The sequence below is a fragment of the Niveispirillum sp. GW835-FHT14G11 genome (assembly GCF_058793615.1).
Genome location: NZ_JBXAFZ010000003.1, coordinates 257,354 through 279,518 on the forward strand (window position 1 = coordinate 257,354; position 22,165 = coordinate 279,518).

At 65.7% G+C, this 22,165-nt stretch carries 17 protein-coding genes; 8 read left to right on the top strand and 9 right to left on the bottom strand.

Annotated elements, in window-relative coordinates:
* Nucleotide 1: 1 nt before the first annotated feature.
* Entirely contained in the window at nt 2-661 is a 660-nt protein-coding gene (locus tag AC1Q7F_RS07545) for an RT0821/Lpp0805 family surface protein (RefSeq protein ID WP_492505358.1), read from the bottom strand.
* Nucleotides 662-864: 203 nt separating this feature from the next.
* Between AC1Q7F_RS07545 and AC1Q7F_RS07550 the strand changes: the two genes are divergently transcribed.
* Nucleotides 865-4,110 carry a beta strand repeat-containing protein gene (locus AC1Q7F_RS07550; protein WP_492505360.1) on the top strand — a complete coding sequence of 1,082 codons (3,246 nt, stop codon included), beginning with the start codon at nt 865-867 and terminating at the stop codon, nt 4,108-4,110.
* Nucleotides 4,111-4,257: 147 nt separating this feature from the next.
* Nucleotides 4,258-6,822, top strand: coding sequence for a calcium-binding protein (locus tag AC1Q7F_RS07555; protein WP_492505362.1), 2,565 nt, complete (start codon nt 4,258-4,260; stop codon nt 6,820-6,822).
* Here the strand turns inward: AC1Q7F_RS07555 and AC1Q7F_RS07560 are convergent.
* Genes AC1Q7F_RS07560 through AC1Q7F_RS07575 form a run of 4 tightly spaced genes read right to left on the bottom strand, consistent with a single transcriptional unit; the run spans nt 6,819 to nt 10,857 of the window.
* The gene (locus AC1Q7F_RS07560) at nt 6,819-7,688 is read right to left on the bottom strand and encodes a DNA-3-methyladenine glycosylase family protein (RefSeq protein ID WP_492505364.1); all 870 of its coding nucleotides are present in this window, start codon (nt 7,686-7,688) and stop codon (nt 6,819-6,821) included. The two genes, AC1Q7F_RS07555 and AC1Q7F_RS07560, sit on opposite strands and share 4 nt — an antisense overlap.
* Before the next feature lie 3 nt (nt 7,689-7,691).
* Nucleotides 7,692-8,372 (bottom strand): ABC transporter ATP-binding protein, encoded by a 681-nt coding sequence (locus AC1Q7F_RS07565; protein WP_492505366.1) that lies wholly within the window; start codon nt 8,370-8,372, stop codon nt 7,692-7,694.
* Nucleotides 8,373-8,375: 3 nt separating this feature from the next.
* Nucleotides 8,376-9,623 (bottom strand): lipoprotein-releasing ABC transporter permease subunit, encoded by a 1,248-nt coding sequence (locus tag AC1Q7F_RS07570; RefSeq protein WP_492505368.1) that lies wholly within the window; start codon nt 9,621-9,623, stop codon nt 8,376-8,378.
* The gene (locus tag AC1Q7F_RS07575) at nt 9,616-10,857 is read right to left on the bottom strand and encodes a lipoprotein-releasing ABC transporter permease subunit (protein ID WP_492505370.1); all 1,242 of its coding nucleotides are present in this window, start codon (nt 10,855-10,857) and stop codon (nt 9,616-9,618) included. Before AC1Q7F_RS07575 ends, AC1Q7F_RS07570 begins: the two co-directional genes overlap by 8 nt.
* Nucleotides 10,858-11,032: 175 nt before the next feature.
* On the opposite strand from AC1Q7F_RS07575, the gene AC1Q7F_RS07580 reads away from it, so the two are divergent.
* From AC1Q7F_RS07580 to AC1Q7F_RS07590, 3 genes are read left to right on the top strand one after another with little or no spacing between them, the layout of a single operon-like run.
* Nucleotides 11,033-11,605, top strand: a complete 573-nt coding sequence (locus AC1Q7F_RS07580; RefSeq protein ID WP_492505372.1) for a TetR/AcrR family transcriptional regulator — start codon at nt 11,033-11,035, stop codon at nt 11,603-11,605.
* An 11-nt stretch (nt 11,606-11,616) separates the two neighbouring features.
* Nucleotides 11,617-11,907 (top strand): YciI family protein, encoded by a 291-nt coding sequence (locus AC1Q7F_RS07585; protein ID WP_492505374.1) that lies wholly within the window; start codon nt 11,617-11,619, stop codon nt 11,905-11,907.
* A gap of 13 nt (nt 11,908-11,920) precedes the next feature.
* Nucleotides 11,921-12,532 carry a DNA-3-methyladenine glycosylase I gene (locus tag AC1Q7F_RS07590; protein ID WP_492505376.1) on the top strand — a complete coding sequence of 204 codons (612 nt, stop codon included), beginning with the start codon at nt 11,921-11,923 and terminating at the stop codon, nt 12,530-12,532.
* Between the two features lie 6 nt (nt 12,533-12,538).
* Here AC1Q7F_RS07590 and AC1Q7F_RS07595 read toward each other — a convergent pair whose 3' ends face one another.
* Together AC1Q7F_RS07595 and proS are read right to left on the bottom strand one after the other, a co-directional pair.
* The gene (locus AC1Q7F_RS07595) at nt 12,539-14,122 is read right to left on the bottom strand and encodes an ankyrin repeat domain-containing protein (protein WP_492505378.1); all 1,584 of its coding nucleotides are present in this window, start codon (nt 14,120-14,122) and stop codon (nt 12,539-12,541) included.
* 359 nt (nt 14,123-14,481) lie between these two features.
* Nucleotides 14,482-15,786 (bottom strand): proline--tRNA ligase, encoded by a 1,305-nt coding sequence (proS, locus tag AC1Q7F_RS07600; protein ID WP_492505379.1) that lies wholly within the window; start codon nt 15,784-15,786, stop codon nt 14,482-14,484.
* 165 nt (nt 15,787-15,951) lie between these two features.
* On the opposite strand from proS, the gene AC1Q7F_RS07605 reads away from it, so the two are divergent.
* The 3 genes from AC1Q7F_RS07605 (at nt 15,952) to AC1Q7F_RS07615 (ending at nt 20,309) form a co-directional block, all read left to right on the top strand.
* Complete coding sequence (locus tag AC1Q7F_RS07605; protein ID WP_492505381.1) at nt 15,952-17,049, top strand: zinc-binding metallopeptidase family protein; 1,098 nt, start codon at nt 15,952-15,954, stop codon at nt 17,047-17,049.
* A 42-nt stretch (nt 17,050-17,091) separates the two neighbouring features.
* A complete protein-coding gene (gene xseA / locus AC1Q7F_RS07610; protein WP_492505383.1) occupies nt 17,092-18,675 on the top strand; it encodes an exodeoxyribonuclease VII large subunit in 1,584 nt (527 codons plus the stop codon).
* 77 nt (nt 18,676-18,752) lie between these two features.
* Complete coding sequence (locus AC1Q7F_RS07615) at nt 18,753-20,309, top strand: sensor domain-containing diguanylate cyclase (protein WP_492505385.1); 1,557 nt, start codon at nt 18,753-18,755, stop codon at nt 20,307-20,309.
* 1 nt (nt 20,310) lies between these two features.
* Here AC1Q7F_RS07615 and AC1Q7F_RS07620 read toward each other — a convergent pair whose 3' ends face one another.
* Together AC1Q7F_RS07620 and AC1Q7F_RS07625 are read right to left on the bottom strand one after the other, a co-directional pair.
* Nucleotides 20,311-20,877: an RsmD family RNA methyltransferase gene (locus tag AC1Q7F_RS07620; RefSeq protein WP_492505387.1), complete on the bottom strand. Its 567-nt coding sequence runs from the start codon at nt 20,875-20,877 to the stop codon at nt 20,311-20,313.
* Nucleotides 20,858-22,150 carry a pseudouridine synthase gene (locus tag AC1Q7F_RS07625; protein WP_492505389.1) on the bottom strand — a complete coding sequence of 431 codons (1,293 nt, stop codon included), beginning with the start codon at nt 22,148-22,150 and terminating at the stop codon, nt 20,858-20,860. The genes AC1Q7F_RS07620 and AC1Q7F_RS07625 overlap by 20 nt, the downstream gene beginning before the upstream one ends.
* Nucleotides 22,151-22,165 lie beyond the last annotated feature (15 nt).

Consider the following 22,165-nt stretch of genomic DNA (forward strand, 5'->3'; position numbering starts at 1 on the left):
CTCAGCCTACCACCTGCCAGGACCCGTCGGGCTGCTGACAGGCGGTACCATAGGCATCCTCCGTCCGGCCGCCGATGGTCACCCGCTGCTGGAACTCGCGGCAATAGGCGCCCTGGGGCGTGCGCCCCTCGCGCAGGCTGGTGACCGTGCCGGTGGCCTGCCCGTCGGACCAGATGATGGGCTGGCCGATGGGGGCGGTGGTGGCCCGGATCTGCGCATCCTCATGCGCGCGCTGCTGGGACTCATTCAGGGAATTCAGCGCCAGCAGGGTGATGGCCGTCAAACCCAGGAAGGCCAGCGCGTCATTATCGCGGCGGTAATGGCCATAGCCGCCATACCAGTGACCATAGGGCCGGACGACCACCACATCGCGATAGACGCGGCGGCGGGCCGGCGGCACATCCCAGTGCCGGACCGGATAGCCGCCGCGGTCGTACCAGCCCGGCGGCGGCGCACCATAGTGATAACCGGGGCCGCGGCCGCGATCATCCCGGCGGTCGGGCCCGTTGTAGCGGTCGTGGTCACGCCCCCGATCCCGGTCGTCATGGCGGTCGCGGTCACGGCCATCCCGATCCCAGTCGCCCGCCACAGCCGGCGGCACAGCCAGGGAAAGGGCCAGGACAGCTGCCACCGCCAATTTGCCAACATCACGCAAAGCCATGATCGCCTCACCACCAGGAAGCATGTTCCGAATTGGAACATCGTTCATAATCACAGGCTGCGCCCTGCCCGCGGCGAATTTATGGCAGGATTTCCCCGGCCCCTGCCCGTCCGTCATAACACCCAAGCGCGTTCATAATTGACACCCTGTTCGCGTATCGTGTTGTTTCCAACAAGCGACACGGAACAGGGAATGGTGGGACCATGGCTGTGCTGACAGGAACCGTCGGGGATGATGTGTTGGTCGGGACAAGCGCGGACGACACGATCACGGGATTGTCCGGCAATGACAGCCTGTCCGGCGGCGATGGCAATGACAGTCTGGTCGGCGGCTTCGGGTTCGACACGGCAGATGGCGGGAACGGCAATGACCGCATCGACCTGACAGCCGGGGAGTTCGGCGATATCGATGTGGCGCGCGGCGGGGCCGGCAATGACACGATCACCAGCAGCCTGGGCGAGGAATCGATTGATGGCGGGGCGGGTGATGACACCCTGACCGCCCGGCAGGGCACGATTTCCGGCGGGACCGGCAACGACATCCTGACACTTTCCGACGGCATCGCCACAGGTGGCGGTGGACGCGACCGATTCGTCATCGGTGGTGTAGGGCCGCAATGGTCGGTCACCATCACCGATTTCACCACGGGCTTTCTGGGTGACAGCCTGGACCTGTCCCCCATCCTGTCCAGCCTGACCGGCTATCAGGGGGGCAATCCGTTCGGCCGCTATCTGTGGCTGGAACAGAACGGGTCCGACACGCTGCTGCGCCTGGACCGCGACGGGGCCGGTGCGCTTCACACTACCGAAACGCTGGTCACCTTCCGCAACCTGCCGATTACCGCCCTGAATGCCAGCCATTTCACCGGGGGCTTCGTCCCCGTAACCCGCCCGGAGGGCGCGGATGCAACCATCCAGGGTTCGGCCGGTGACGACACGCTGACGGGCGGCTGGGGCTGGGACACGATATCCGGCGGGGCCGGCAATGACCATATCTCCGATACCAGCAGCGGCGGCAACCGGCTGTCGGGTGATGATGGCAACGACACGATCATCGGCGGCGACGGTTCCGATACGATCGATGGCGGCGCTGGCAACGATGTGATCACGCCGGGCGGCGGTTACGACCAGGTGACGGGCGGAGCCGGCGACGACCTGATCGATGGCAGCACGATCCTGGATTATTACAGCGACCTGCTGGATGGCGGCGCCGGCAACGACACGATCATCAGCGACAGCGGCAACGACACCGTCCTGGGCGGCGACGGCAACGATGTATTGATGGCCATCCGCGCCACATTGGACGGCGGTGCGGGCGATGACGTGCTGACCACGGCCGGCGGCTCCGTCACCGGCGGGACCGGCCGCGACCGCATCGTCTTTGCCAACCATAGCGGCACCATCACGGCGATTTCCGATGTGACCGTCACGGATTTCACCACCGGCAGCGGCGGCGACGTCCTGGACCTGTCCAGTGTGGTCACCACCCTGCTGGGCTATCAGCCCGGTGACAGTCTGGCACGCTATATCACTCTGTCCCAGCGGGGGTCCGACACGCTGGTGATCGTCGACGCGGATTCCGGCGGTGGGCAAAGCGGTCATGTGCTGGCCTATCTGAACAATGTCGCGGCCGCCAACCTGGTGGCCGCCAATTTCGCCAGCGGCTTGGTCCTGACCACCACCAGCGACGTTTCCGACCGCACCCAGACCGGTACGGCAGCGGGGGAGACGCTGGTCGGCGGTTATGGCGACGACACGATCAACGGCGCCGGCGGCAATGATGTCATCAGCGATGCCAGCGGCACCAACAGCCTGTCGGGCGGGTCCGGCAACGACACGGTCCGTGGCGGCAGCCGGTATGACCGGATCAGCGGTGATGAGGGCGACGACACACTCTATGCCGGCCGCGACGGCACCGTGGAGGGCGGAGGCGGCAACGACCTGATCACCGGCGGCGTCGATGGCCGCCTGTCCGGCGGGGCCGGCAGCGATACGCTGATGGGCAGCAACGGCGCGGAATCGCTGGAGGGTGGCGACGGCAATGACAGCTTGCAATGGTATGGCGACCCGATCTTCGCCGGCCTGGGCGACGAATTTGCCGATACGCTGCGCGGTGGGGCCGGTGACGACAGCATCCGCAATACCGGCGACAATGACCTGCTGTTCGGCGACGATGGCAATGACACGCTGATCTCCGTCTATGGCGCCTCCAGCCTGGATGGCGGGGCCGGCGACGACCTGCTGCAGGCCAGGGCGGGCCAATTGACCGGTGGGGCGGGGGCGGACCGGTTCGTGCCGACGGGACTGAACGATCTGGCCGGCGGCGGGCCCGTGAGCACCGTGACCATCACCGACTTCAACGCCGCCGCCGGCGACATCATCGACCTGTCGCAGGTGACACCGTACCTGTGGAACATCGGCGGCGGCACGCCGCTGGGCCGGTTCTTCCAGGTGGTCAAGGACGGGGCCGATACGCTGCTGCTGGTCGATGCCGACCCGCTGAACCAGAGCCCCTACATCTTCGCACAGCCCGGCACGCTGATCCGCTTGCAGAATGTCGATCCGGCCACCCTGACCCGGGCCAATTTCGTCCAGGACTTCAATCCGGCCGACACCGCCTATCAGTCCGTGACGGTGCAGGGCGGGGCCGGGTCCGACCTGCTGCAAGGCGCCAGGAACAATGACCGGTTCGACGGCGGTGCCGGCATCGACGCGGTGCGCTTCACCGGCACCCTGGATCTGGTCGGCCCGCAGATTTCCATCGAGCAGGTCTGGCAGTCCGAGGGGCAATACCATTTCCGCATTTCCGACTTCCGGCCCACGGGTGATGGCCTGGACAATCTCTATGGGGTGGAAGTCGCGATCTTCGCCAACCGCGTGATCCCGCTGCATGTTCCCCAGTCCCTGTCGTCCTATCGCCCCTATGACCATACACAGTTCGACGAGGCCGCCTATCTCTCCCTCTATCCGGATGTGGCCGACGCGGTGCGGCGTGGGGAATATGCCAGCGGCGAAGCGCATTACCTGGCCCGAGGCCAGGCGGAGGCCCGGCTGGCGCCCCCCCGGCTGGACGGGACGCTGGTCCTGTTCGACGGCGCCTTCTACCTGGCCCAGAATCCCGATGTGTCGGATGCATTCCGGTCCATGGACCCCTGGACGCATTACACGCTCTATGGCGCCAAGGAAGGGCGCGATCCCAACAGCCTGTTCGACACCGACTGGTACCTCTCCACCTATCAGGATGTGAAAGCCAGCGGCATGGACGCGCTGACCCATTACGCCACCTATGGCTGGAAGGAAGGCCGCGACCCGTCGCGCTGGTTCGACACCAGCCAGTATCTGGCCGACAATCCCGACGTGGCGGCCACCGGCATCAACCCGCTAACCCATTACCTGCTCTACGGCTATGGCGAGGGCCGGGCGGTCTATTACAATGAGGGCCTGATCTGAGCGATCTTGTCCAGTTCGGAAACTGCATCTCCCTTTGTCCTGAATCGCTTACTGCCTACTACCAATGGGGACTACCCCTTCCTTTCAGTGGGTATTAAAGTCACTTAATGCTTCCTGAAAATTGCCGGATGCAGCCGGGAGAGAAACATGGCGACGGGACTGGTTCTGACGGGCACCAACGGCGACGATACGCTGACGGGTGGCGCCGATGACGACACGATCATCGGGCTGGACGGCAATGACAGCCTGTCCGGGGGGGCCGGAAGTGACAGCCTGGTCGGCGGGGCCGGCAACGATATATTGTCGGCAGGCATCGGCTCATCGCAGTCGGGGGGGCTGGGCTTCGACACGATCGATGCCGGTGACGGCAACGATCAGATATTCGCCAACAGTTTCACCTTGGTCACGGCGGATGCCGGCGACGATCTGATCACCCTGGCAGGGAGCAACAATACGGTCAGGGGGGGCACCGGCAACGACACCGTCAATGGTGCCGGCGGCTTGGATTGGATCTATGGCGAGGATGGCAACGACGTCCTGACCGTCGCCGGCGGCGACGTCAGCAACCCCGTCAGCGGCGGCAGCGGCCTGGATCGGTTCGTGATCGTCCCGTCCGCCACCGGTTACGGTCCAAATCCCTGGCGGGTGACGGTAGCCGATTTCACCGCAGGTGCGAATGGCGACATCCTGGACCTCAGCGCCATACTGCCGCACCTGATCGGGCTGCAGGGCAGCGATCCGTTCGGAACCCACCTCTGGATCGAGGCCGTCCAGGGCGGCACCACCCTGATCACCCTCGACCGCGACGGTGCCGGGCTTCAGTATGGTGAGTTCTATGGCCGGGAGACACTTGTCGTTCTCAATGGTGTCTTTGCCAACGATTTGACGGCGGCCAACTTTGCCGGTGGCATGGTGCCGACCCGCGATGTGAAACGTGTCGACGGCACGCAGACCGGCACGGCGGCATCCGAAACCCTGGCCGGCGGCTGGGGCAATGACACGATTGATGGAGCCGCCGGCGATGATTTCATCTCCGACAAGTCCGGCAACAATTCCCTGTCGGGCGGCGACGGCAATGACAGCCTGATCTCCGGCAGCGGCAATGACACATTGCAGGGGGGAGCCGGTAACGATTGGCTTTCCGGCAACGGCCTACTGCTGGGCGGCAACGGCCATGACGAGCTTGAGGGCAACGGCACCCTGGATGGTGGTGACGGCGACGATACCCTGGATGGCAGCGGCCTGCTGCTGGGCGGCAACGGCAATGACACGCTGAACAGCATCGGCCAGCATACGGTTCGCGGCGGGGCCGGCAATGACACGATGACCGGCGGCGGCGGCGCCCAGTTCTTCGGTGAGGCCGGCGATGACACGATCACGGCGGGCGGGGCCACGGTAGATGGTGGCGACGGCAACGACGTGTTGCTGGTCACGTCAGGCCAGATGACAGGGGGGGCAGGCGCAGACCGCTTCGTTCTGAGCGGAGTCACACGGCCCTATGCCGGTTCCTGGCAATATTACGGCGTAGACACCACGGTCATCACGGATTTCAGCGCGGCCCAGGGCGACAAGATCGACCTGGACGTCATCATCCGCACCATCGCCGGGTTCGAGGGCGGCAATCCCTTCGGCCGGTATCTCCGCCTGGAACAGGACGGGGCGGACACGCTGATCACGCTCGACCCCGACGCGGGCGGCCTGTCCTGGAACAATGCGGACCGGGGCGTGCTGGCCCGGCTGAAGAATGTCCAGGCCAGCAGCCTGACCAGCAACGATTTCGTGCAGGGCTACGATCTATCGATCCTGGCGCAATACCAGTCCCAGACCGTGACCGGTGGTGATGGCAACGACATTGTGCGCGGCGGGTTGGGCGAGGACAGCCTGATCGGCGGAAAGGGCGGCGACCTGCTGATCGGCGGGGATGGCAATGACATTCTGCAGGGCGGAGACGGGATCGACGCCGCCTATTTCACTGCACCGCCAGGTAACGCCTTCGTCATCAGCTATACCCAGGGAACGGATGCCAGCGGCAATGTCCTTTTCCAGGTCTTCGACCACCGGACCACAGGTGAAGGCACCGACAGGCTCAACGGGGTCGAGATCGGCATCTTCGACGATATCATCCTGCCGCTGATTGCACCGACGGGCCGGTCAACGGTTCAGCCCTATGATCATGCCCAGTTCGATGATACCGCCTATCTGGCCATGAACCCTGACGTGGCCTCCGCCGTCGCCAATGGCATTTTCAAGAACGGGGAGGAACATTTCCTGGCCTTCGGGCAAAGGGAACACCGCGCCTCGCCCGCCTTGGCCAATGGCCCGCTGGCGATGTTCGACAGCAATTACTATCTGCTGGCCAACCCTGACGTGGCCCGCGCCGTCCGCGACGGGGTGATCACCGATGCCTGGACCCATTACAAGCAATGGGGAGCACGGGAGGGGCGCGACCCGAACATCCTGTTCGACACGGACTGGTATCTGGCCAGCAATCCCGACGTGGCCGCTGCGGTGACGGCGGGTTACACCGACGCCCTTACCCATTTCGCACAATATGGCTGGAAGGAAGGGCGCGACCCTTCACGCTGGTTCGATATCAGCGCCTATCAGCAGAGCTATGCAGATATGATCCCCACGGGAATGAACCCGCTGCTGCATTATCTGAACGATGGTTATCCGCTAAATCTTGCCTTGACCTTCACGGAACTGGGTTAAGCCCACCCGGCCCAGAGATGCGCCGTGGCCAGGCTGCGCCACGGCGCGAAGGGGCGCATCAGCGCCTCCTGCTCGGCAATGGTCGGCCGGTGGTCCAGCCCGTGGAAATTCTGGAGTGCGGCCGCCAGCCCGGCATCGCCGATGGGCGCCACATCCGGGAAGGCGCAGGCGCGCAGCAGCACATATGCACGGGTCCAGGGCCCGATACCCTTCACCCCCGTCATCGCCGCGTCTGCCGCAGCAGCATCGCCATTGGGCAGCCCTTCGAAATCGATGCCGCTGCGCGCGGCATTGATCAGATAGGCGGCCTTGGAGCGGGAGAATTTCAGGGTGCCCAGCAGGTCCGGGTCCAATGCCGCGATGCCGGCCGGGGTCGGGTGGGCCTTCATGCCCGACGCATGGGGAATGCCCGCCAGTTCGATCAGGGTCCGGCGCAACTGACCGGCGAAGCGCAGATTGACCTGTTGGCCGACGATGGCCCAGCACATGGCCTCGAACACGCTGGCCGTCTGCGCCAGACGCAGGCCGGGGCCGCAGCGCGACAGCAGGCGGGCCACCTGTTCATCCCGCGCGGCCAGCGCCTCCAGCCCGGAGACATCGCCCGACACGCCCAGCATGCGGGCGGCGGACGCCGACAGGCTGATGGCTTCGGCGTCGGTCACATCGGCGGGATCGGCGGCCAGGGTGGCATGGGACGGGTGGATCGTGATCTCCACCCGGATGGCCCGGCCGGCGGGGGCCAGCAGCTTGGTGATGATGTTGCCGACCACCCGTTCCGACAGCCCGTCCGGGTCGCGGCCATGGTAGGAGAGCACCCAGTCGGCCCGGTATCCGGCGGGCAAAGGGATATCGGGCAGGCTTGCCATGGATCAGCCCCCGACCAGCACGCCGTCGCGCATCTCCACGATCCGGTCCATGCGCCGCGCCAGATCCAGATTGTGGGTGGCGACCAGAGCGCCAAGCCCCTGGCCACGCACCAGATCGGCAAACAGCGCGAAGACAGTCTCAGCGGTATGCATGTCGAGATTGCCCGTCGGTTCGTCGGCGATCAGCAGACGCGGGCGGTTGGCCAATGCGCGGGCGATGGCCACACGCTGCTGTTCGCCGCCCGACAGCTTGGCCGGGCGATGGCCGGCGCGGGGGCCCAGGCCGACAAGGCCCAGCAATTCCCGCGCCCGCTCACGCGCCCGGTCGCGCGCCACACCGGCCAGCATCTGCGGGATGGTGATGTTTTCCTCCGCCGTGAATTCCGGCAGCAGGTGGTGGAACTGATAGACGAAGCCGATCTTGTCGCGGCGGATGGCGGTGCGCTGGGCATCCGACAGACCATCGGCCCGCTGCCCCGCAATCTCGATCCCGCCCTGGTCGGCCGGTTCCAGCAATCCCGCAATGTGCAGAAGCGTGGATTTGCCGGCCCCGCTGGGTCCCACCAGGGCCACCATCTCCCCCGCCTGGATGGCGGCATCGACGCCGCGCAGCACATGCAGCTTGCTTTCCACCTGGGTGAAGGACCGGTGGATGCCGGTCAGGCGCAGGACGGTATCAGCCATGGTTCACTCGTATCGCAGGGCATCGACGGGGTCGAGCGTCGCCGCCCGCCAGGAGGGGTAGAGCGTGGCCAGCAGCGACAATGCCACCGAGGCCAGACCCACCTGCGCCACCTGCCACGGATCGGTGAAGGAGGGCAAGGAGGACAGGAAATAGATGTCCGAATTGAACGGATCGATGCCCGTCGCCGCCTTCACCAACTGGCGCAACTGTTCCATATGGCCGGACAAAGCCAGACCCAGCGCCAGCCCCGCCGCTGTGCCGGCCATGCCGATGGAGGCACCCGACATCAGGAAGATGCGCAGGATGGTGCCCCGCCCTGCCCCCATGGTGCGCAGGATGGCGATCTCCCGCCCCTTGTCCTGCACCATCATGATCATGCCCGAAATGATGTTGAAGGCGGCGACCACGACGATCATCCCCAGGATCAGGGAGACGACGTTGCGCTGCGTCTCGATAAACCCGAAGAAGGCGCCGTTCACCTGCTGCCAGTCGCGCACGAACAGGCTGCCGGGCAGGTGCCGGGCCACGTCGGACACGGCCAGCGGCGCCAGGGCCGGGTCGGTGAAATCCACCTCGATGGCGGTGACATTATCCTCCACCTCGAAGAAATCCTGGGCCGTGGCCAGATCCATCAGCACCAGCGTATTGTCGAACTCCGACACGCCCAGCGCCACGATTCCCACCACGGTGAAGGCGCGCGACCGCGGTGACCCGCCCTGCCCGTCCACCTTGGGCGACAGGAGGGTGACGCGGTCGCCGACCTTGATATTACCCTGTTCCGCCATGCGCTTGCCGATGGCGATGCCGTCGCCGTCCGCCAGCGTGCCCTCCACCAGCGACCCGGCGAAGGCCGGCCGGGCCGCCATGTCGGCCGGTCGCAGCGCCTTGACCAGCACACCGCCCGCGAACTCCCGGAAGGAGAGCAGCCCCTGCGCATCCAGGCTGGGCATGACGCTGACCACGCCGGGCACGGTGCGCACCCCCTCCAGCAGCGCGTCGGATGCCGGGAACGGCCCCGATCCGCCAATGGCCACGACATGCCCCTGGAAGCCCAAGACACGCGCCAGCAGGTCACGCTGAAACCCGTTGAACACGGACAACGAGATGATCAGCGTCGCCACGCCCAGCGCGATGCCCAGGAAGGAGAAACCGGCAATGACGGAGATGAACCCCTCATGTCGCCGGGCCCCCAGATAGCGAAAGGCGATCCAGCGCTCCAGCGCGCCGAACATGCGGGAACGGTCAGCCATGGCGCAGCGCCTCCACCGGGTCCATCGAAGCCGCCCGGCGGGCAGGATAAATCGTGGCCCCCACCGACAGGAACAGGCCCAAAGCCACCACCAACGCCACCTCCGCCCAATCGATGATGGCCGGCAGGGTGGTCAGGAACACCAGCATCTGCGAGCCGCCCACCCCCGGTATCCGGCCCAGCGCATGACCGATGGCCTGCACATTCTCCGTCAGCACCCAGCCCAGCAGAAAGCCGATCAGGGTGCCCATGGCGCCGATGGACGCACCGGCCAGCAGGAAGATGCGGGAGATGCTGCCCCGCTCTGCCCCCATGGTGCGCAAAATCGCGATGCTGGCCGCCTTGCCACGCACCAGCATGACCATGGAGGAGACGATGTTGAAGCTGGCCACCAGGATGATCAGGGTCAGCACGATGAACATCGCCACCCGCTCCACCCCCAGCGCCGTCACCAGCCCCTGGTTGGACTGGCGCCAGTCGGTAACCTTGAAGCCGGGTCCCGCCGCCTGTTCCAGGGTGGCACGCATGGCCCCAACGTCGCGTGGGTCACGGACGAACACGTCGATAGCGCTGACCCCCTGGCCCATGCGGAAAAACGCCTGGGCCGTCGGCAGCGGCATATAGATCAATGTGCCGTCCTGTTCGGGCATGCGCAGATCGACGACGGCATAGACGGGGAATTCCTTGCGCCGCAGCATGGTGCCAAAGGCGGTCGCAGTGCCCTTGGGGCTGATCAGCGTGACAGTGCCGCCCGCCGAAATGCCCAGGGACCGCGACAGGGTGAAGCCCAGCGCCACCCCATCCTCGCCCAGGTCGGAGAGGCCGCGGATCACGCTGCGCCCCACGATGGGCCGGGCCTGGAAATCCGCCACATCCAGCCCCCGCACCTTCACGCCGACGGCGCGGCCATTGACGGTGGCCAGGGCCTGGCCCTCCACCACCGGCATCACCTGCACCACGCCGGGGGCGGCGCGCAGGCGGTCCATCAGGCCGGCATAGTCGGTCAGCGGCCCGCCGCCCGCGACCGTCACGGCGGCATGGGCCGACACACCTTGGATGCGACTGACCAGCTCCGCCCGGAAGCCATTCATCACCGACATGACGATGATCAAGGTGGCCACCCCCAACGCCACCCCGATGAAGGAAAAGCCGGCGATCACCGACACCGTCCCCTCCTGCCGCCGCGCCCGCAGGTAACGGAAGGCAACCATGCGCTCAAAGGGGGTGAAGATCATCGGGGCCCTGGATACGGGGTGGGGGTGCCATGGGTCTAGCCTTGCTTATAGGCGGAAATGGGGCGTGGGCGGAAGGGTGGTGTCGGTACGGGGGCTTCAGCGCGATCAACAGGACTTGACGAATATAGGTCAATCGACCTAATTTCAATTTAGGTCAATCACCCTAAATACCATCATGTCCGACACCCGCACCCATATCGTGGAAGCCGCCGACGCGCTGTTCTATCAGCGCGGGTTCGACCACACGTCGCTGGCGGATATTGCGGCGGCGGTGGGGATCGCGCGGGGCAACCTGACCTATCATTTCAGCGCTAAGGACGAGATCCTGGCCGCCGTCATCGACCGACGATTAGCGACCGCCCAGGCCATGCTGGATGTGTGGGAGGCCGACGCAGACGGGCCGGCGGCGCGGATCGCCCGCTTCATTCATATCCTGATCACCAATCAGGCCAAGATCATGGCCCATGGCTGCCCCGTCGGCACCCTGTCGAACGAACTCGCCAAGCTCGACCATGCCGCCCTGCCCGATGCCGCCCGCCTCTTCACCCTGTTCCGGACATGGCTGGCCCGGCAGTTCACAGCCCTGGGCCAGGGGGGCAATGCCGATGAACTGGCGCTGCACCTGCTGGGCCGCAGCCAGGGTGTGGCGACGCTGGCCACGGCCTTCAAGGATGGCGCCTTCATCCAGCGGGAGGTGGCGGCGATGCGCGACTGGCTGGCCCGGCTTGGACCACCCGCAAATCAATGAGGGAGCATCGCATGTTCATCATCTTCCTGCGCTTCACGGGAGACAGGGTGCGCGCATCGCAATTCATGGAGGCGCATAATGCCTGGGTCCGGCAAGGCTTCGAGGATGGTGTCTTTCTGCTGGCCGGCGGTCTGGACGCCGGTCAGGGTGGGGCGATCCTGGCCCATGGCACCGATGCGGCAGCGATCGCGGCCCGTGTCGCCGCTGATCCCTTTGTGATCGAAGGGATCGTCACCCCCGACATCCACACCATCGCCCCCGGTCGTCTGGATGACCGGCTGGGCTTCCTGCGCGCAGCCTGACGGAGCCGTCATCATGGACAAGACCCTGCCCGGCCCCGATGGCCGTCTCCGTTGCCGCTGGTGCGCATCGGCACCGGAATTTCCGCACTACCACGACACGGAATGGGGATTCCCCGTGGCCGATGACCGGCGGCTATTCGAGAAACTGTGCCTGGAGGGGTTCCAGTCGGGCCTGTCCTGGCGCACCATCCTGGCCAAGCGGGAGAATTTCCGCGCCGCCTTTCACGGGTTCGACATCGATGCCGTCGCCGGTTTCGGGCCGGCGGATGTGGAGCGGCTGCTGGCCGATGCCGGCATCGTGCGCCATCGCGGCAAGATCGAAGCCGCGATCAACAATGCCCACCGCGCCCAGGACCTGATCGCCACGGAGGGCTCGCTGGCCGCGTATTTCTGGCGCCATGAGCCGCCGCCGGGCGAACATGGGGTGCCGCAATCGGCCTCCACCTCCCCCACCTCGGTGAAACTGTCCAAGGACCTGCTGAAGCGCGGTTGGAAATTTGTCGGCCCCACCACGATCTTCGCCTTCATGCAGGCCATGGGCCTGATCAACGACCATGCAGAGGGCTGCGTGATCCGGGAGGAAGCGGCGAAGGCCAGGGCGGCATTCCGGGTGCCAAAACAATGAGGGCGGTTATTCGCCTTCTTCCTGCGGCGAGACGAACAGTGGCGGGCCGACATGTCTCTCCACCGGGCAGTACAGCGCCTCATCCAAGCGCCGACGCTCCCCTTCGTCGGTGACGCGGATGTTGCCGGAACCCTGTTTGCGCAAACCCTCCCTGCTGAAGCCCATGAAATAATCGCCCGGCGACTTGCCCTGGCTATCCACCAGGCAAGGGTCGGCACCAGCCTTCAGCAGTAGGTCGATGGTGCCGCTATCGGCATTCTCCGCCGCGTACATCAAAGCCGTGCGGCCTGCATGCAGCAGGGAACGGGGCTTGCGGACAGTATCTTCCATATAGCTGAAATATTTATATGGGTCGCCCAACTGCCGCTCCGCCAAAATCTCCCCATAGGTACGATGATTGACCTCGGCCCCACGCTGTAGCAGCAGTCTCACCGTCTCCTCCTGATTCAAATGCGCCGCTGTCATCAGCACAGTCTTCCCAAACTGGTTCGTCTGCTCGATATTTTCGCCCCGATCCAGCAGCCACGCTGTCGCCTCCGGACGAAGCACCGCGATCAGCAGCGGGGGGTCCGGCGTGCCGATTAGCCTGAGATGTTCCGCCCAGCGATAATCGGCATCATAGTAGAGATCGTACGCGCAGGGTTCGTCATGTGAAGACTTGTACGGGCAAAGGTCCCTTAGACCGTAGTAGTGGGTATCAAGATACCGGTACCCCTCGCCATCGAAGCTGCCTGCACGCCGCGTCTCATACGCCCTTGCAATCTCATCCAGAGAACCACCGCGCAGGATAATCACCCTGATATCCTGTTCGGGGATGGGCAGCGATGTCGCCACGGGCAGCAGGGATACGACAGCGTTACCGGCCGCCGCGCGGGCATCGTGCTCTTCAAGCCCTACCGACTGGAAGAAGTCGGCCAACTCGTCCCCGGCACTGAGGCCGAGGCGTTCGGCCTCCCGCCATTTCAACCAGTTCCATGCGCTGAAATAGGGCCAAAGCGGCTTGCCCGGCCAGGGGTCCCGTACGTATCTGGATGGATCCTTGAGGATTTGATCGATCGCTCGGTGGATGGCACCCCAGCCTTCACCAAACGTGCGATTTATATTTTCTCGATAACGGATCGCATTTTGAAGGTTGAAGTCCTCGAACGTGCAACTTTGCTCGTTCAGGACGACGACCTCATAGACGCCTTCCATCCTCGTCACCATGACAGAGCGCCAGAAGGCGCTGGCCCGTAGAGTCTTGCATGACACGGTGATCCTGGAGAGGTCGTCGGGATCGAATAGTGAAACAATCGCCCTGAACACCGATCCTTCTGAGGCGGATTCGATATTCCAAATCATGTCTGGAATGCCGTCGATGCCCCCAGCAGAGATGAGGGCCTCAGATTTCTCCCGGACTTGTTTCAGGCGCGCCGATGGTGCCACCCACCAGGGCTCTCCAACATATTTCTTCCATTCGGCGGCATTGTCGATGTCCTTGGCAAGGATGTATTTCTCCAGGAGCTGAAGCGAATCCGTGTATACGGACAGGCATTCTCGCGGATGATCAATGAAATGATCGATACCGGCCAACGCCTTCATGATCATCATGGGCGGCGTTATCTCCTGCCCCCGCGCCAGTATTTGCTGAACCGTTACCTGTTCAGCACCGCCAACCGTAACTGTCACGCCTGAATCCGCAGTGTCGGCCACTTGCGCCCAACAGTCTTCAGCCTGGGCGGGAGAGCATGAAAAAAAACATGCTGTAAGAAGGGGCAGGAAAATGAAAAGACTCAATCTATTGCAGATGCGTGGCACGGTACACCCCTGCGGAAATTCCCGGCTGCAAAGAAAATCACCACTCCCGCTGGTGGAAGCATATCGAGTAGCATCAGATTTGCCCACAATGAAAAAGGGGGCGGCACCATCGGCACCGCCGCCCTTCCATCACACCAAACCAGAGACGCCGCTTACGCCATCACCTTGGCCAGCGCTTCTTCCAACGACAGTTCCAGCTTCTCACCGGTGGCGCGGCGCTTCAGTTCCACCGTGCCGGCTTTCAGGCCACGGGGGCCGATGGTCAGTTGCCAGGGGATGCCGATCAGGTCCATATCGGCGAACTTCGCACCCGGTCGCTCGTTGCGGTCGTCATAGATGACGTCCACGCCGGCAGCGTTCAGGCGGGCGTAGAGATCGTCGCAGGTGGTGCGGCAGGCCTCGTCATCCACCTTCAGGTTGATCAGCGCCACCTTGAACGGCGCCACCTGGTCGGGCCAGATGATACCGGCATCGTCATGGCTGGCCTCGATCAGGGCGGCGACGACGCGGCTCACGCCGATGCCATAGGACCCCATCTCCACCGTCACCGGCTGCCCATCGGGGCCGGTCACCACCGCACCCATGGGGGCGGAGTATTTGGTGCCGAAATAGAAGATGTGCCCCACCTCGATCCCGCGCGCCGTCACCAGATCGGTCGGCGCCTTGGCGGCGTCGTGCATCTCCTCCGTCGCGGCATAGATGCTGGTGTATTTGGTGAAGAAATCCTTCAGGTCGCCATGGGCGTCCGGGTTGTCGGCCAGCACATCCATGTCCAGCCAGGCCTTGTCGCAGAACACCTGGCTTTCGCCGGTATCGGCCAGGATGATGAATTCATGGGACAGGTCACCACCGATGGGGCCGGTATCGGCACGCATCGGAATGGCCTTGATGCCCATGCGGGCAAAGGTGCGCAAATATGCCAGGAACATCCGGCGATAGGACAGGCGCGCGCCTTCGGCATCCAGATCGAAGGAGTAATTGTCCTTCATCAGGAATTCACGGCCGCGCATGATGCCGAAGCGGGGGCGCACCTCGTCCCGGAACTTCCACTGGATATGGTAGAGATTCTTGGGCAGGTCCTTGTAGGATTTCACGAAGGTCTTGAAGATGTCGGTGATCATCTCCTCATTCGTGGGGCCGAACAGCATCTCGCGGTCATGGCGGTCGGTGATGCGCAGCATCTCCTTGCCATAGGCCTCGTACCGACCCGACTGTTTCCACAGATCGGCCGACTGGATGGTCGGCATCAGCAGTTCCTGCGCCCCGGCGCGGTCCTGCTCCTCCCGCACGATCTGGCTGACCTTCTGCAACACCTTCCAGCCCAGCGGCAGCCAGGCATAGATGCCGGCCGAAGTCTGGCGGATCATGCCGGCGCGCAGCATCAGGCGGTGGCTGACGATCTGCGCCTCCGACGGCGTTTCCTTCAGCGTGGGCAGGAAGTAGCTGGACATACGCATGGGAGAGGAACTCACGGGTGTGGGGTGACGGTTTGCGCGGCGACTTTATGGGCAGATCGGGCCGGCGGCAAGGCGGGAGAGTGCTGGGCCGGATTGCGGTACGATCCGGAACCCCCAACGCCCCGGCGGCGTTGCCGCAGCAGCCCTTGCCAAGGACACCCGCCCATGAAGCTGTTTCAATGCCAATGCTGCACCCAGGCGCTGCATTTCGAGAATACCAGTTGCCTGCGTTGCGGCCGGTCGGTCGGCTATCTGCCGGAACAAGACCGCATGGCGGCGGTGGAGGCCGATGGCGCCTGCTGGCAGGTACCCGGCCCGGAGGGTGTGGCGCGTGACGCGGCGCGCTGGCGCTTCTGCCGCAACTGGGAACTGAGTGCGTGCAACTGGATGGTGCCCGTCGCCGACGGAGATGATCTGGATGACGCCCCCGCCTTCTGCCCCGCCTGCCAGCATAACCGCACGGTGCCCGACCTGACGGACCCGGCGCAGCATGCCAGCTGGCAGAAGATCGAGGCGGCCAAGCGCCGGCTGATCTATACCATCCGCCGCCTGGGCCTGCCGCATCCGGCACCCGGCGACGGCCATCCGGAGCCACTGGCCTTCGACTTCCTGGCCGACGATCCCGACAGCGACGACCGCGTGATCACCGGCCATGCCGACGGTGTGGTCACCATCGCCCTGACGGAGGCCGACGACGCGGCGCGCGAGAAGACCCGGACGGAGATGGGCGAAGCCTATCGCACCCTGCTGGGCCATTTCCGGCATGAGGTGGGACATTACTACTGGGACCTGCTGGTCCGCGATACCGAAGCCCTGGAACCCTTCCGCGCCCTGTTCGGCGACGAACGGCAGGATTACGGCCAGGCGCTGAAGCGGCATTACAAGGAAGGCCCGCCGCCCGGCTGGCGGGATTCCTTCGTCTCCGCCTATGCCACCATGCACCCATGGGAAGATTGGGCGGAAACCTGGGCCCATTACCTGCATATGGTCGACACGCTGGAAAGCGCCGGCGCCCTGGGCGTGCGGATCGAGCCGGCGGTGGACGAGGAGGGGGACCTGTCCGCTGCCGTCGATTTCGATCCCTACCGCGTGCGGCGGGCCGAACGGCTGCTGTCGGCCTGGGTGCCGCTGACCGTGGCGCTGAACACGCTGAACCGATCCATGGGCATGGCCGACCTGTACCCTTTCGCCCTGCCCGATCCGGTGCGGCGCAAGCTGAGCTTCATCCATGGTCTGGTGCGTGGTGCCATGGTCAAGGCGTGAAGCATTGCCGATGCCTGCCGCCACCCCTATGATCGCGCCACCATGAGCGATTTTTTCTCCGACCCAGCCCCCACCCGCCCCGGCACCAACCTTCCCGAACAGACGGTCAGCGACCTGGCCCGCTCGGTGAAGCGCACGGTGGAGGATGCCTTCGGCTATGTCCGCGTGCGCGGCGAGATCAGCCAGCCCAAGCGCCATTCGTCGGGCCACCTGTACCTGCGCCTGAAGGATGATGCGGCCGTGATCGAGGCCGTGTGCTGGAAAGGCACCGCATCCCGTCTGTCCATCCGGCCGGAGGAAGGGATGGAGGTGATCTGCACTGGCAAGCTGACGACATATCCCGGCCGTTCGCAGTACCAGCTGGTCATCGACAGCATGGAACTGGCCGGTGAGGGCGCGCTTCTGAAGATGCTGGAGGAGCGCAAGCGGCGGCTGGCGGCGGAGGGATTGTTCAATCCGGAGCGCAAGAAGCCCCTGCCCTTTCTGCCGCGCGTCATCGGCGTCGTCACCAGCCCCACCGGCGCGGTCATCCGCGACATCCTGCACCGGCTGGCCGACCGCTTCCCCCGCCCTGTCCTGCTCTGGCCGGTGGCCGTGCAGGGTGAGGGGGCGGCCGCCCAGGTGGCCCGCGCCATCCAGGGCTTCAACAGCCTGGAACCGGGCGGCCCTGTGCCGCGCCCCGACCTGATCATCGTGGCGCGCGGCGGCGGCAGCCTGGAAGACCTGATGGCCTTCAACGAGGAGATCGTGGTGCGGGCGGCGGCCGAAAGCCGCATCCCCCTGATCTCCGCTGTGGGGCACGAGACCGACACGACCCTGATCGACTTCGCGTCTGACCGGCGGGCACCGACCCCCACCGCGGCGGCGGAAATGGCCGTGCCGGTACGGGCGGAACTGTTGAGCCAGGTGCTGGATGACGAGCATCGGCTGCACCGGGCCATGACCCGTGCCCTGGACCAGCGCCGCACCTATGTGCAGGGGCTGGCGCGCGGCCTGGGCGATCCGCGCAGCCTGCTGGACGGGCTGGCGCAGCGGCTGGATGACCGGGGCGAACGGCTGATCCTGTGCATGCGTTCCGGCATCGAACGGCGGGGTACCGTCATACGTCAGCTGGGCCTGAAACTGCGCCACCCGCGCGAGGCGTTGCGGCTGGCCGCCACGCGTCTGGACGGGGCATCGCGGGCCCTGCGCACGGGGCTGGAAAGCTCCATCCGCCTGTCGGAGGGCCATTACCACCGCATCGCCGACCGCCTGTCCGATCGGGCCTTGCGCCGTGCCATGGCGGAGGGCGCAACCCGGCTGGCGGACCTGCCGGCCCGCATGGAACGGGCCCATCTGGCCGCCCTGTCGACCCGTACCGACCGGCTGGCGCAACTGGCCCGGCTGCTGGAGAGCGTATCCTACCGCGGGGTGCTGTCGCGCGGCTTCGCCCTGGTTACGGATGCGGCCGGCCATCCGGTAACGCACGCGGCGGGCCTGGCCGACGGGCAGCAGGTGGCCATCGCCTTCCAGGATGGCGAACGCGCCGCCGTCATTGGCGATGGTGGAGCGGCACAACCGCCCACGCCGAAATCGGTCCGGACGGCGCGGAAAACAACCGGCGGTCCGCAAGGCAGCCTGTTCTGACGGCATAACCCAGACCTATCCGCTGGTATTAGTCCGCCGCGATGCGGCAGCAAGCATCTCCCGGTATGCTTGCAGGCATGAATGACCTGTTTTCCACCCCACCGGCCCTGGAGGCTACCCCCGTTCCACGCCTCCGACGGCGCGGCGCGGAATGGCTGGGGCTGTCGCTGGGCGTGGTGATGTCACTGGCCTTGGCGCTGATCATCGTCCTGCAGCTGTTGCATGACCGGGACAATACAAGAATCCAGGCGCAGGAATCCGCCATCAACCTGACCAGTGCCATCGCACGCGATGTCTCCCGGCATGTCGACCTGTTCCGTTTCGTACTGTCGTCCCTGCGCGATACGGTGACCTCCGACGCATTCAAACGCGTCCCCCCCGACCTGCATGATATTGTACTGTTCTCCCACACGGCGGCCCCAAAGGCGCTGGGCGTGCTGTTCGTGACGGATGAAAATGGCACCATCATCGCCGAATCCGGCCGCAACGGCATCAAGGGACAAACCCGGGCCTGGCGTCCCTACTTCACCTATCACCAGCAAAATGATGATCCCGCCCTGCTGATCACGGGGCCGATGGTGTCCGCCACCTCGGGCGACAAGGTGATCGTACTGTCCATGCGGCTGAACAATCCGGACGGATCGTTCAAGGGCGTGGTCGTGGCCTCCATGCTGCTCGATTATTTCGATGAGCTGATGGCCGACCTGTCGCTGGAGAAGGGCACCACCCTGACCCTGCTGCTGGACCAGGGCGTGGTCATGGCCCACCAACCCCGAGACCCCGATGCCGTAGGCCGCGACCTGCGGAATGACCCGCTGGTCGCGGCGGCCGCCGGTTCACCGCTGGCCGTCTATCAGTCGGCAGATGACGTGTCCGGCACGCGGCTGGTCGTTTCCACGGCGGTGGAGGGGTCCAGCATGCGGGTGCAGATGGCCCAATCGCTGGACACGATCCAAGCGCATTGGCAGACCAAGGCCTGGACGATCAGTATCACCACCACCGCGCTGATTGTCGGCATCATCAGCCTGATCGCGCTGTTCCATCGTGAATCCAGACGCCACACCCAGGCGCAGACGGCCCTGGCCCTGGCCAACGCCACGCTGGAACGCATGGCCACCACCGACCCGCTGACCGGCATTCCCAACCGCCGCATGTTCGACGAGACGTTGCGGCGGGAGGAGGCCAGGGCCACCCGCACCCAGCATGATGCCGCCGTTCTGATGATCGATATCGACCTGTTCAAGTCGTTCAACGATACCTATGGCCATGGCGCCGGCGACGCCACCCTGCGCTCCGTCGCCCATGCGGTCACGCGGTCCGTTACGCGGGGCGGCGATTTGGTGGCCCGCATCGGGGGCGAGGAATTCGCCGTGCTGCTGACCCAGACCGACCTGTCGGGTGCCACCGCCGTGGCCGACCGCATCCGCACCACCGTGGCCGCCTTGGGCATCCGCCATACAGGCTCGCCGCACGGCCATGTCACCGTCTCCATCGGACTGGCCGCCTCGACTTGCGATACCGGCGCACTCAATCTGGACAAGACGCTCGACCGCGCCGACCAGGCCCTCTACATCGCCAAGACGGCCGGGCGCGACCGGGTGGAGATCGCCAGCCCCACGATGATCGCCGCCTGAATCAGCCCAGATAGCGCAGGAAATGGATACGCGCCTGGCTATAGTCCCGCGCGTCCAGAGTCTCGAACCCTTCGGGCGACGCGAAGACGTCGTCGGCCCCCACCTCCACGATAACCAGCGCACCGGGCGCCAGCCAGCCGGCCCGCGACAGGCCGGTCAAGGCGGGCGACGACAGGTCCTGGCCATAGGGCGGGTCCAGAAAGGCGAGGCGCGCGGCGAAGGGGGCTGCCGACGGCCGGGCGGCATCGCCCAGGATGAAACGGCAATTCGCCCCCTCCCCCAGCATCTCGGCGTTGCGCCGCGCCACGTCCAGCGATGGCCGCGCCTTGTCCAGGAAGGCGGCGCGAGCGGCACCATGCGACAGCGCCTCCAGCGCCAGGGCGCCGGTGCCGCAGAAGGCGTCCAGCACATCCGCCCCTTCCAGCACGTCCGACCCGTCGCCCATCCAGTCGCCATGGGCCAGGATGTTGAACAGGGACTGGCGGGTGCGGTCGCTGGTGGGACGCACGTCGCGGCCGGTGGGGGCCTCCAGCCGGCGGCCGCGATGCCTACCGGCGACGATCCGCACGCGGGGCCCCCTTGGGCGCCGGCTTGCTGGCGCCAGACGGACGAGGGGTCTTGGCCGGGGCGGCGACGGCGGCCGGTGGGCGCTTAGGCGCGGCCTTGGCGGGACGGCGCGCCGGCGCGTCGTCATCGGGGATGTCGGCGCCGGACAAGGCACGGTCCAGCTTGGCCACGGCGCGGCGCGCGCTCTCGCTCAACTCGGCACCCGCACCACGGCGGGCGGCCTTGGGCACTTCCGATTCCAGCCGGGCTGCCGGGGCGGGCTTCTTCGGCACGGTGGAAGCGGCTTTGCGCCCCCCCCCCATCAGGCGTTCCACGCTGTCGCGGGCCTTGGCGGCGGACGGCTTGGCCTTGCCCTTGGTGGCGCTGGACGGGGCGGACGCGGCCATGGCCTTGGGCAGGCGGTCATAGCGCATGCGCGGGGCGGCACCCGGCGTGGGCGGCGTCGCCACCGGCAGTTCCGCACCAGCCGGGAAGAAGCCCGGCATCTGATCGCGCAACACGCGATTGGGCACCTCCTCCACCGCACCGCGCTCCAGCTTGCCCAGCTGGAACGGGCCATAGGCAACGCGGATCAGGCGGCTGACGGGCAGGCCCAGCCATTCGAACACCCGGCGGACCTCACGGTTCTTGCCCTCGCGCAGGCCCACGGTCAGCCAGGAATTATAGCCGACGGTGCGGTCGATCACCGTCTCGATGGGGCCATAGGCCAGACCATCGACGACGACACCATCGGCCAGCTTGCGCATCGTTTCCGGCGTCGGGACCCCGTGCACGCGGATACGGTACCGGCGCAGCCAGCCCGTGGATGGCAGTTCCAGATGACGGGCCAGGGCGCCGTCATTGGTCAGCAGCAGCAGCCCTTCGGAGGAAAGATCCAGGCGGCCGACGGAAATGACGCGCGGCATGGTGGTCGGCAGGTGGTCGAACACCGTGGCCCGGCCCTTCTCGTCGCGTGCCGTCGTCACCAGCCCTTCCGGCTTGTGATAGCGCCAGAGACGGGTCGGTTCCGGCTCCCCGACATTCTGGCCGTCCACCTGGATGCGATCGCCGTCGCGCACCAGGAAGGCGGCGCTCTCCAGGGTCACGCCGTTGACGCGCACGCGCCCGTCGGCGATCCAGCGTTCGGCATCGCGGCGGGAACAGACGCCGGCGCGGGCCAGCCGCTTGGCGATGCGTTCACCCCCGGCAAGCTCGGGCGTGGCATCACTATCGGTTTCGTCGGCGACGGCGTTGACCGATACCTGACGCAAAGGGTCGTATGAATTCTGGGACATGGGCGCGGAGATTAC

What these genes read in the sequence shown, in the direction of transcription:
- AC1Q7F_RS07570 (WP_492505368.1), bottom strand. Translation starts at nt 9,623, where the DNA reads ATGGCTGACCGTTCCCGCATGTTCGGCGCGCTGGAGCGCTGGATCGCC.
- proS (WP_492505379.1), bottom strand. Translation starts at nt 15,786, where the DNA reads ATGCGTATGTCCAGCTACTTCCTGCCCACGCTGAAGGAAACGCCGTCG.
- AC1Q7F_RS07560 (WP_492505364.1), bottom strand. Translation starts at nt 7,688, where the DNA reads ATGGCAAGCCTGCCCGATATCCCTTTGCCCGCCGGATACCGGGCCGAC.
- AC1Q7F_RS07615 (WP_492505385.1), top strand. Translation starts at nt 18,753, where the DNA reads ATGAATGACCTGTTTTCCACCCCACCGGCCCTGGAGGCTACCCCCGTT.
- AC1Q7F_RS07625 (WP_492505389.1), bottom strand. Translation starts at nt 22,150, where the DNA reads ATGTCCCAGAATTCATACGACCCTTTGCGTCAGGTATCGGTCAACGCC.
- AC1Q7F_RS07590 (WP_492505376.1), top strand. Translation starts at nt 11,921, where the DNA reads ATGGACAAGACCCTGCCCGGCCCCGATGGCCGTCTCCGTTGCCGCTGG.
- xseA (WP_492505383.1), top strand. Translation starts at nt 17,092, where the DNA reads ATGAGCGATTTTTTCTCCGACCCAGCCCCCACCCGCCCCGGCACCAAC.
- AC1Q7F_RS07585 (WP_492505374.1), top strand. Translation starts at nt 11,617, where the DNA reads ATGTTCATCATCTTCCTGCGCTTCACGGGAGACAGGGTGCGCGCATCG.
- AC1Q7F_RS07595 (WP_492505378.1), bottom strand. Translation starts at nt 14,122, where the DNA reads ATGATGATCATGAAGGCGTTGGCCGGTATCGATCATTTCATTGATCAT.
- AC1Q7F_RS07555 (WP_492505362.1), top strand. Translation starts at nt 4,258, where the DNA reads ATGGCGACGGGACTGGTTCTGACGGGCACCAACGGCGACGATACGCTG.
- AC1Q7F_RS07580 (WP_492505372.1), top strand. Translation starts at nt 11,033, where the DNA reads ATGTCCGACACCCGCACCCATATCGTGGAAGCCGCCGACGCGCTGTTC.
- AC1Q7F_RS07565 (WP_492505366.1), bottom strand. Translation starts at nt 8,372, where the DNA reads ATGGCTGATACCGTCCTGCGCCTGACCGGCATCCACCGGTCCTTCACC.
- AC1Q7F_RS07550 (WP_492505360.1), top strand. Translation starts at nt 865, where the DNA reads ATGGCTGTGCTGACAGGAACCGTCGGGGATGATGTGTTGGTCGGGACA.
- AC1Q7F_RS07605 (WP_492505381.1), top strand. Translation starts at nt 15,952, where the DNA reads ATGAAGCTGTTTCAATGCCAATGCTGCACCCAGGCGCTGCATTTCGAG.
- AC1Q7F_RS07575 (WP_492505370.1), bottom strand. Translation starts at nt 10,857, where the DNA reads ATGATCTTCACCCCCTTTGAGCGCATGGTTGCCTTCCGTTACCTGCGG.
- AC1Q7F_RS07545 (WP_492505358.1), bottom strand. Translation starts at nt 661, where the DNA reads ATGGCTTTGCGTGATGTTGGCAAATTGGCGGTGGCAGCTGTCCTGGCC.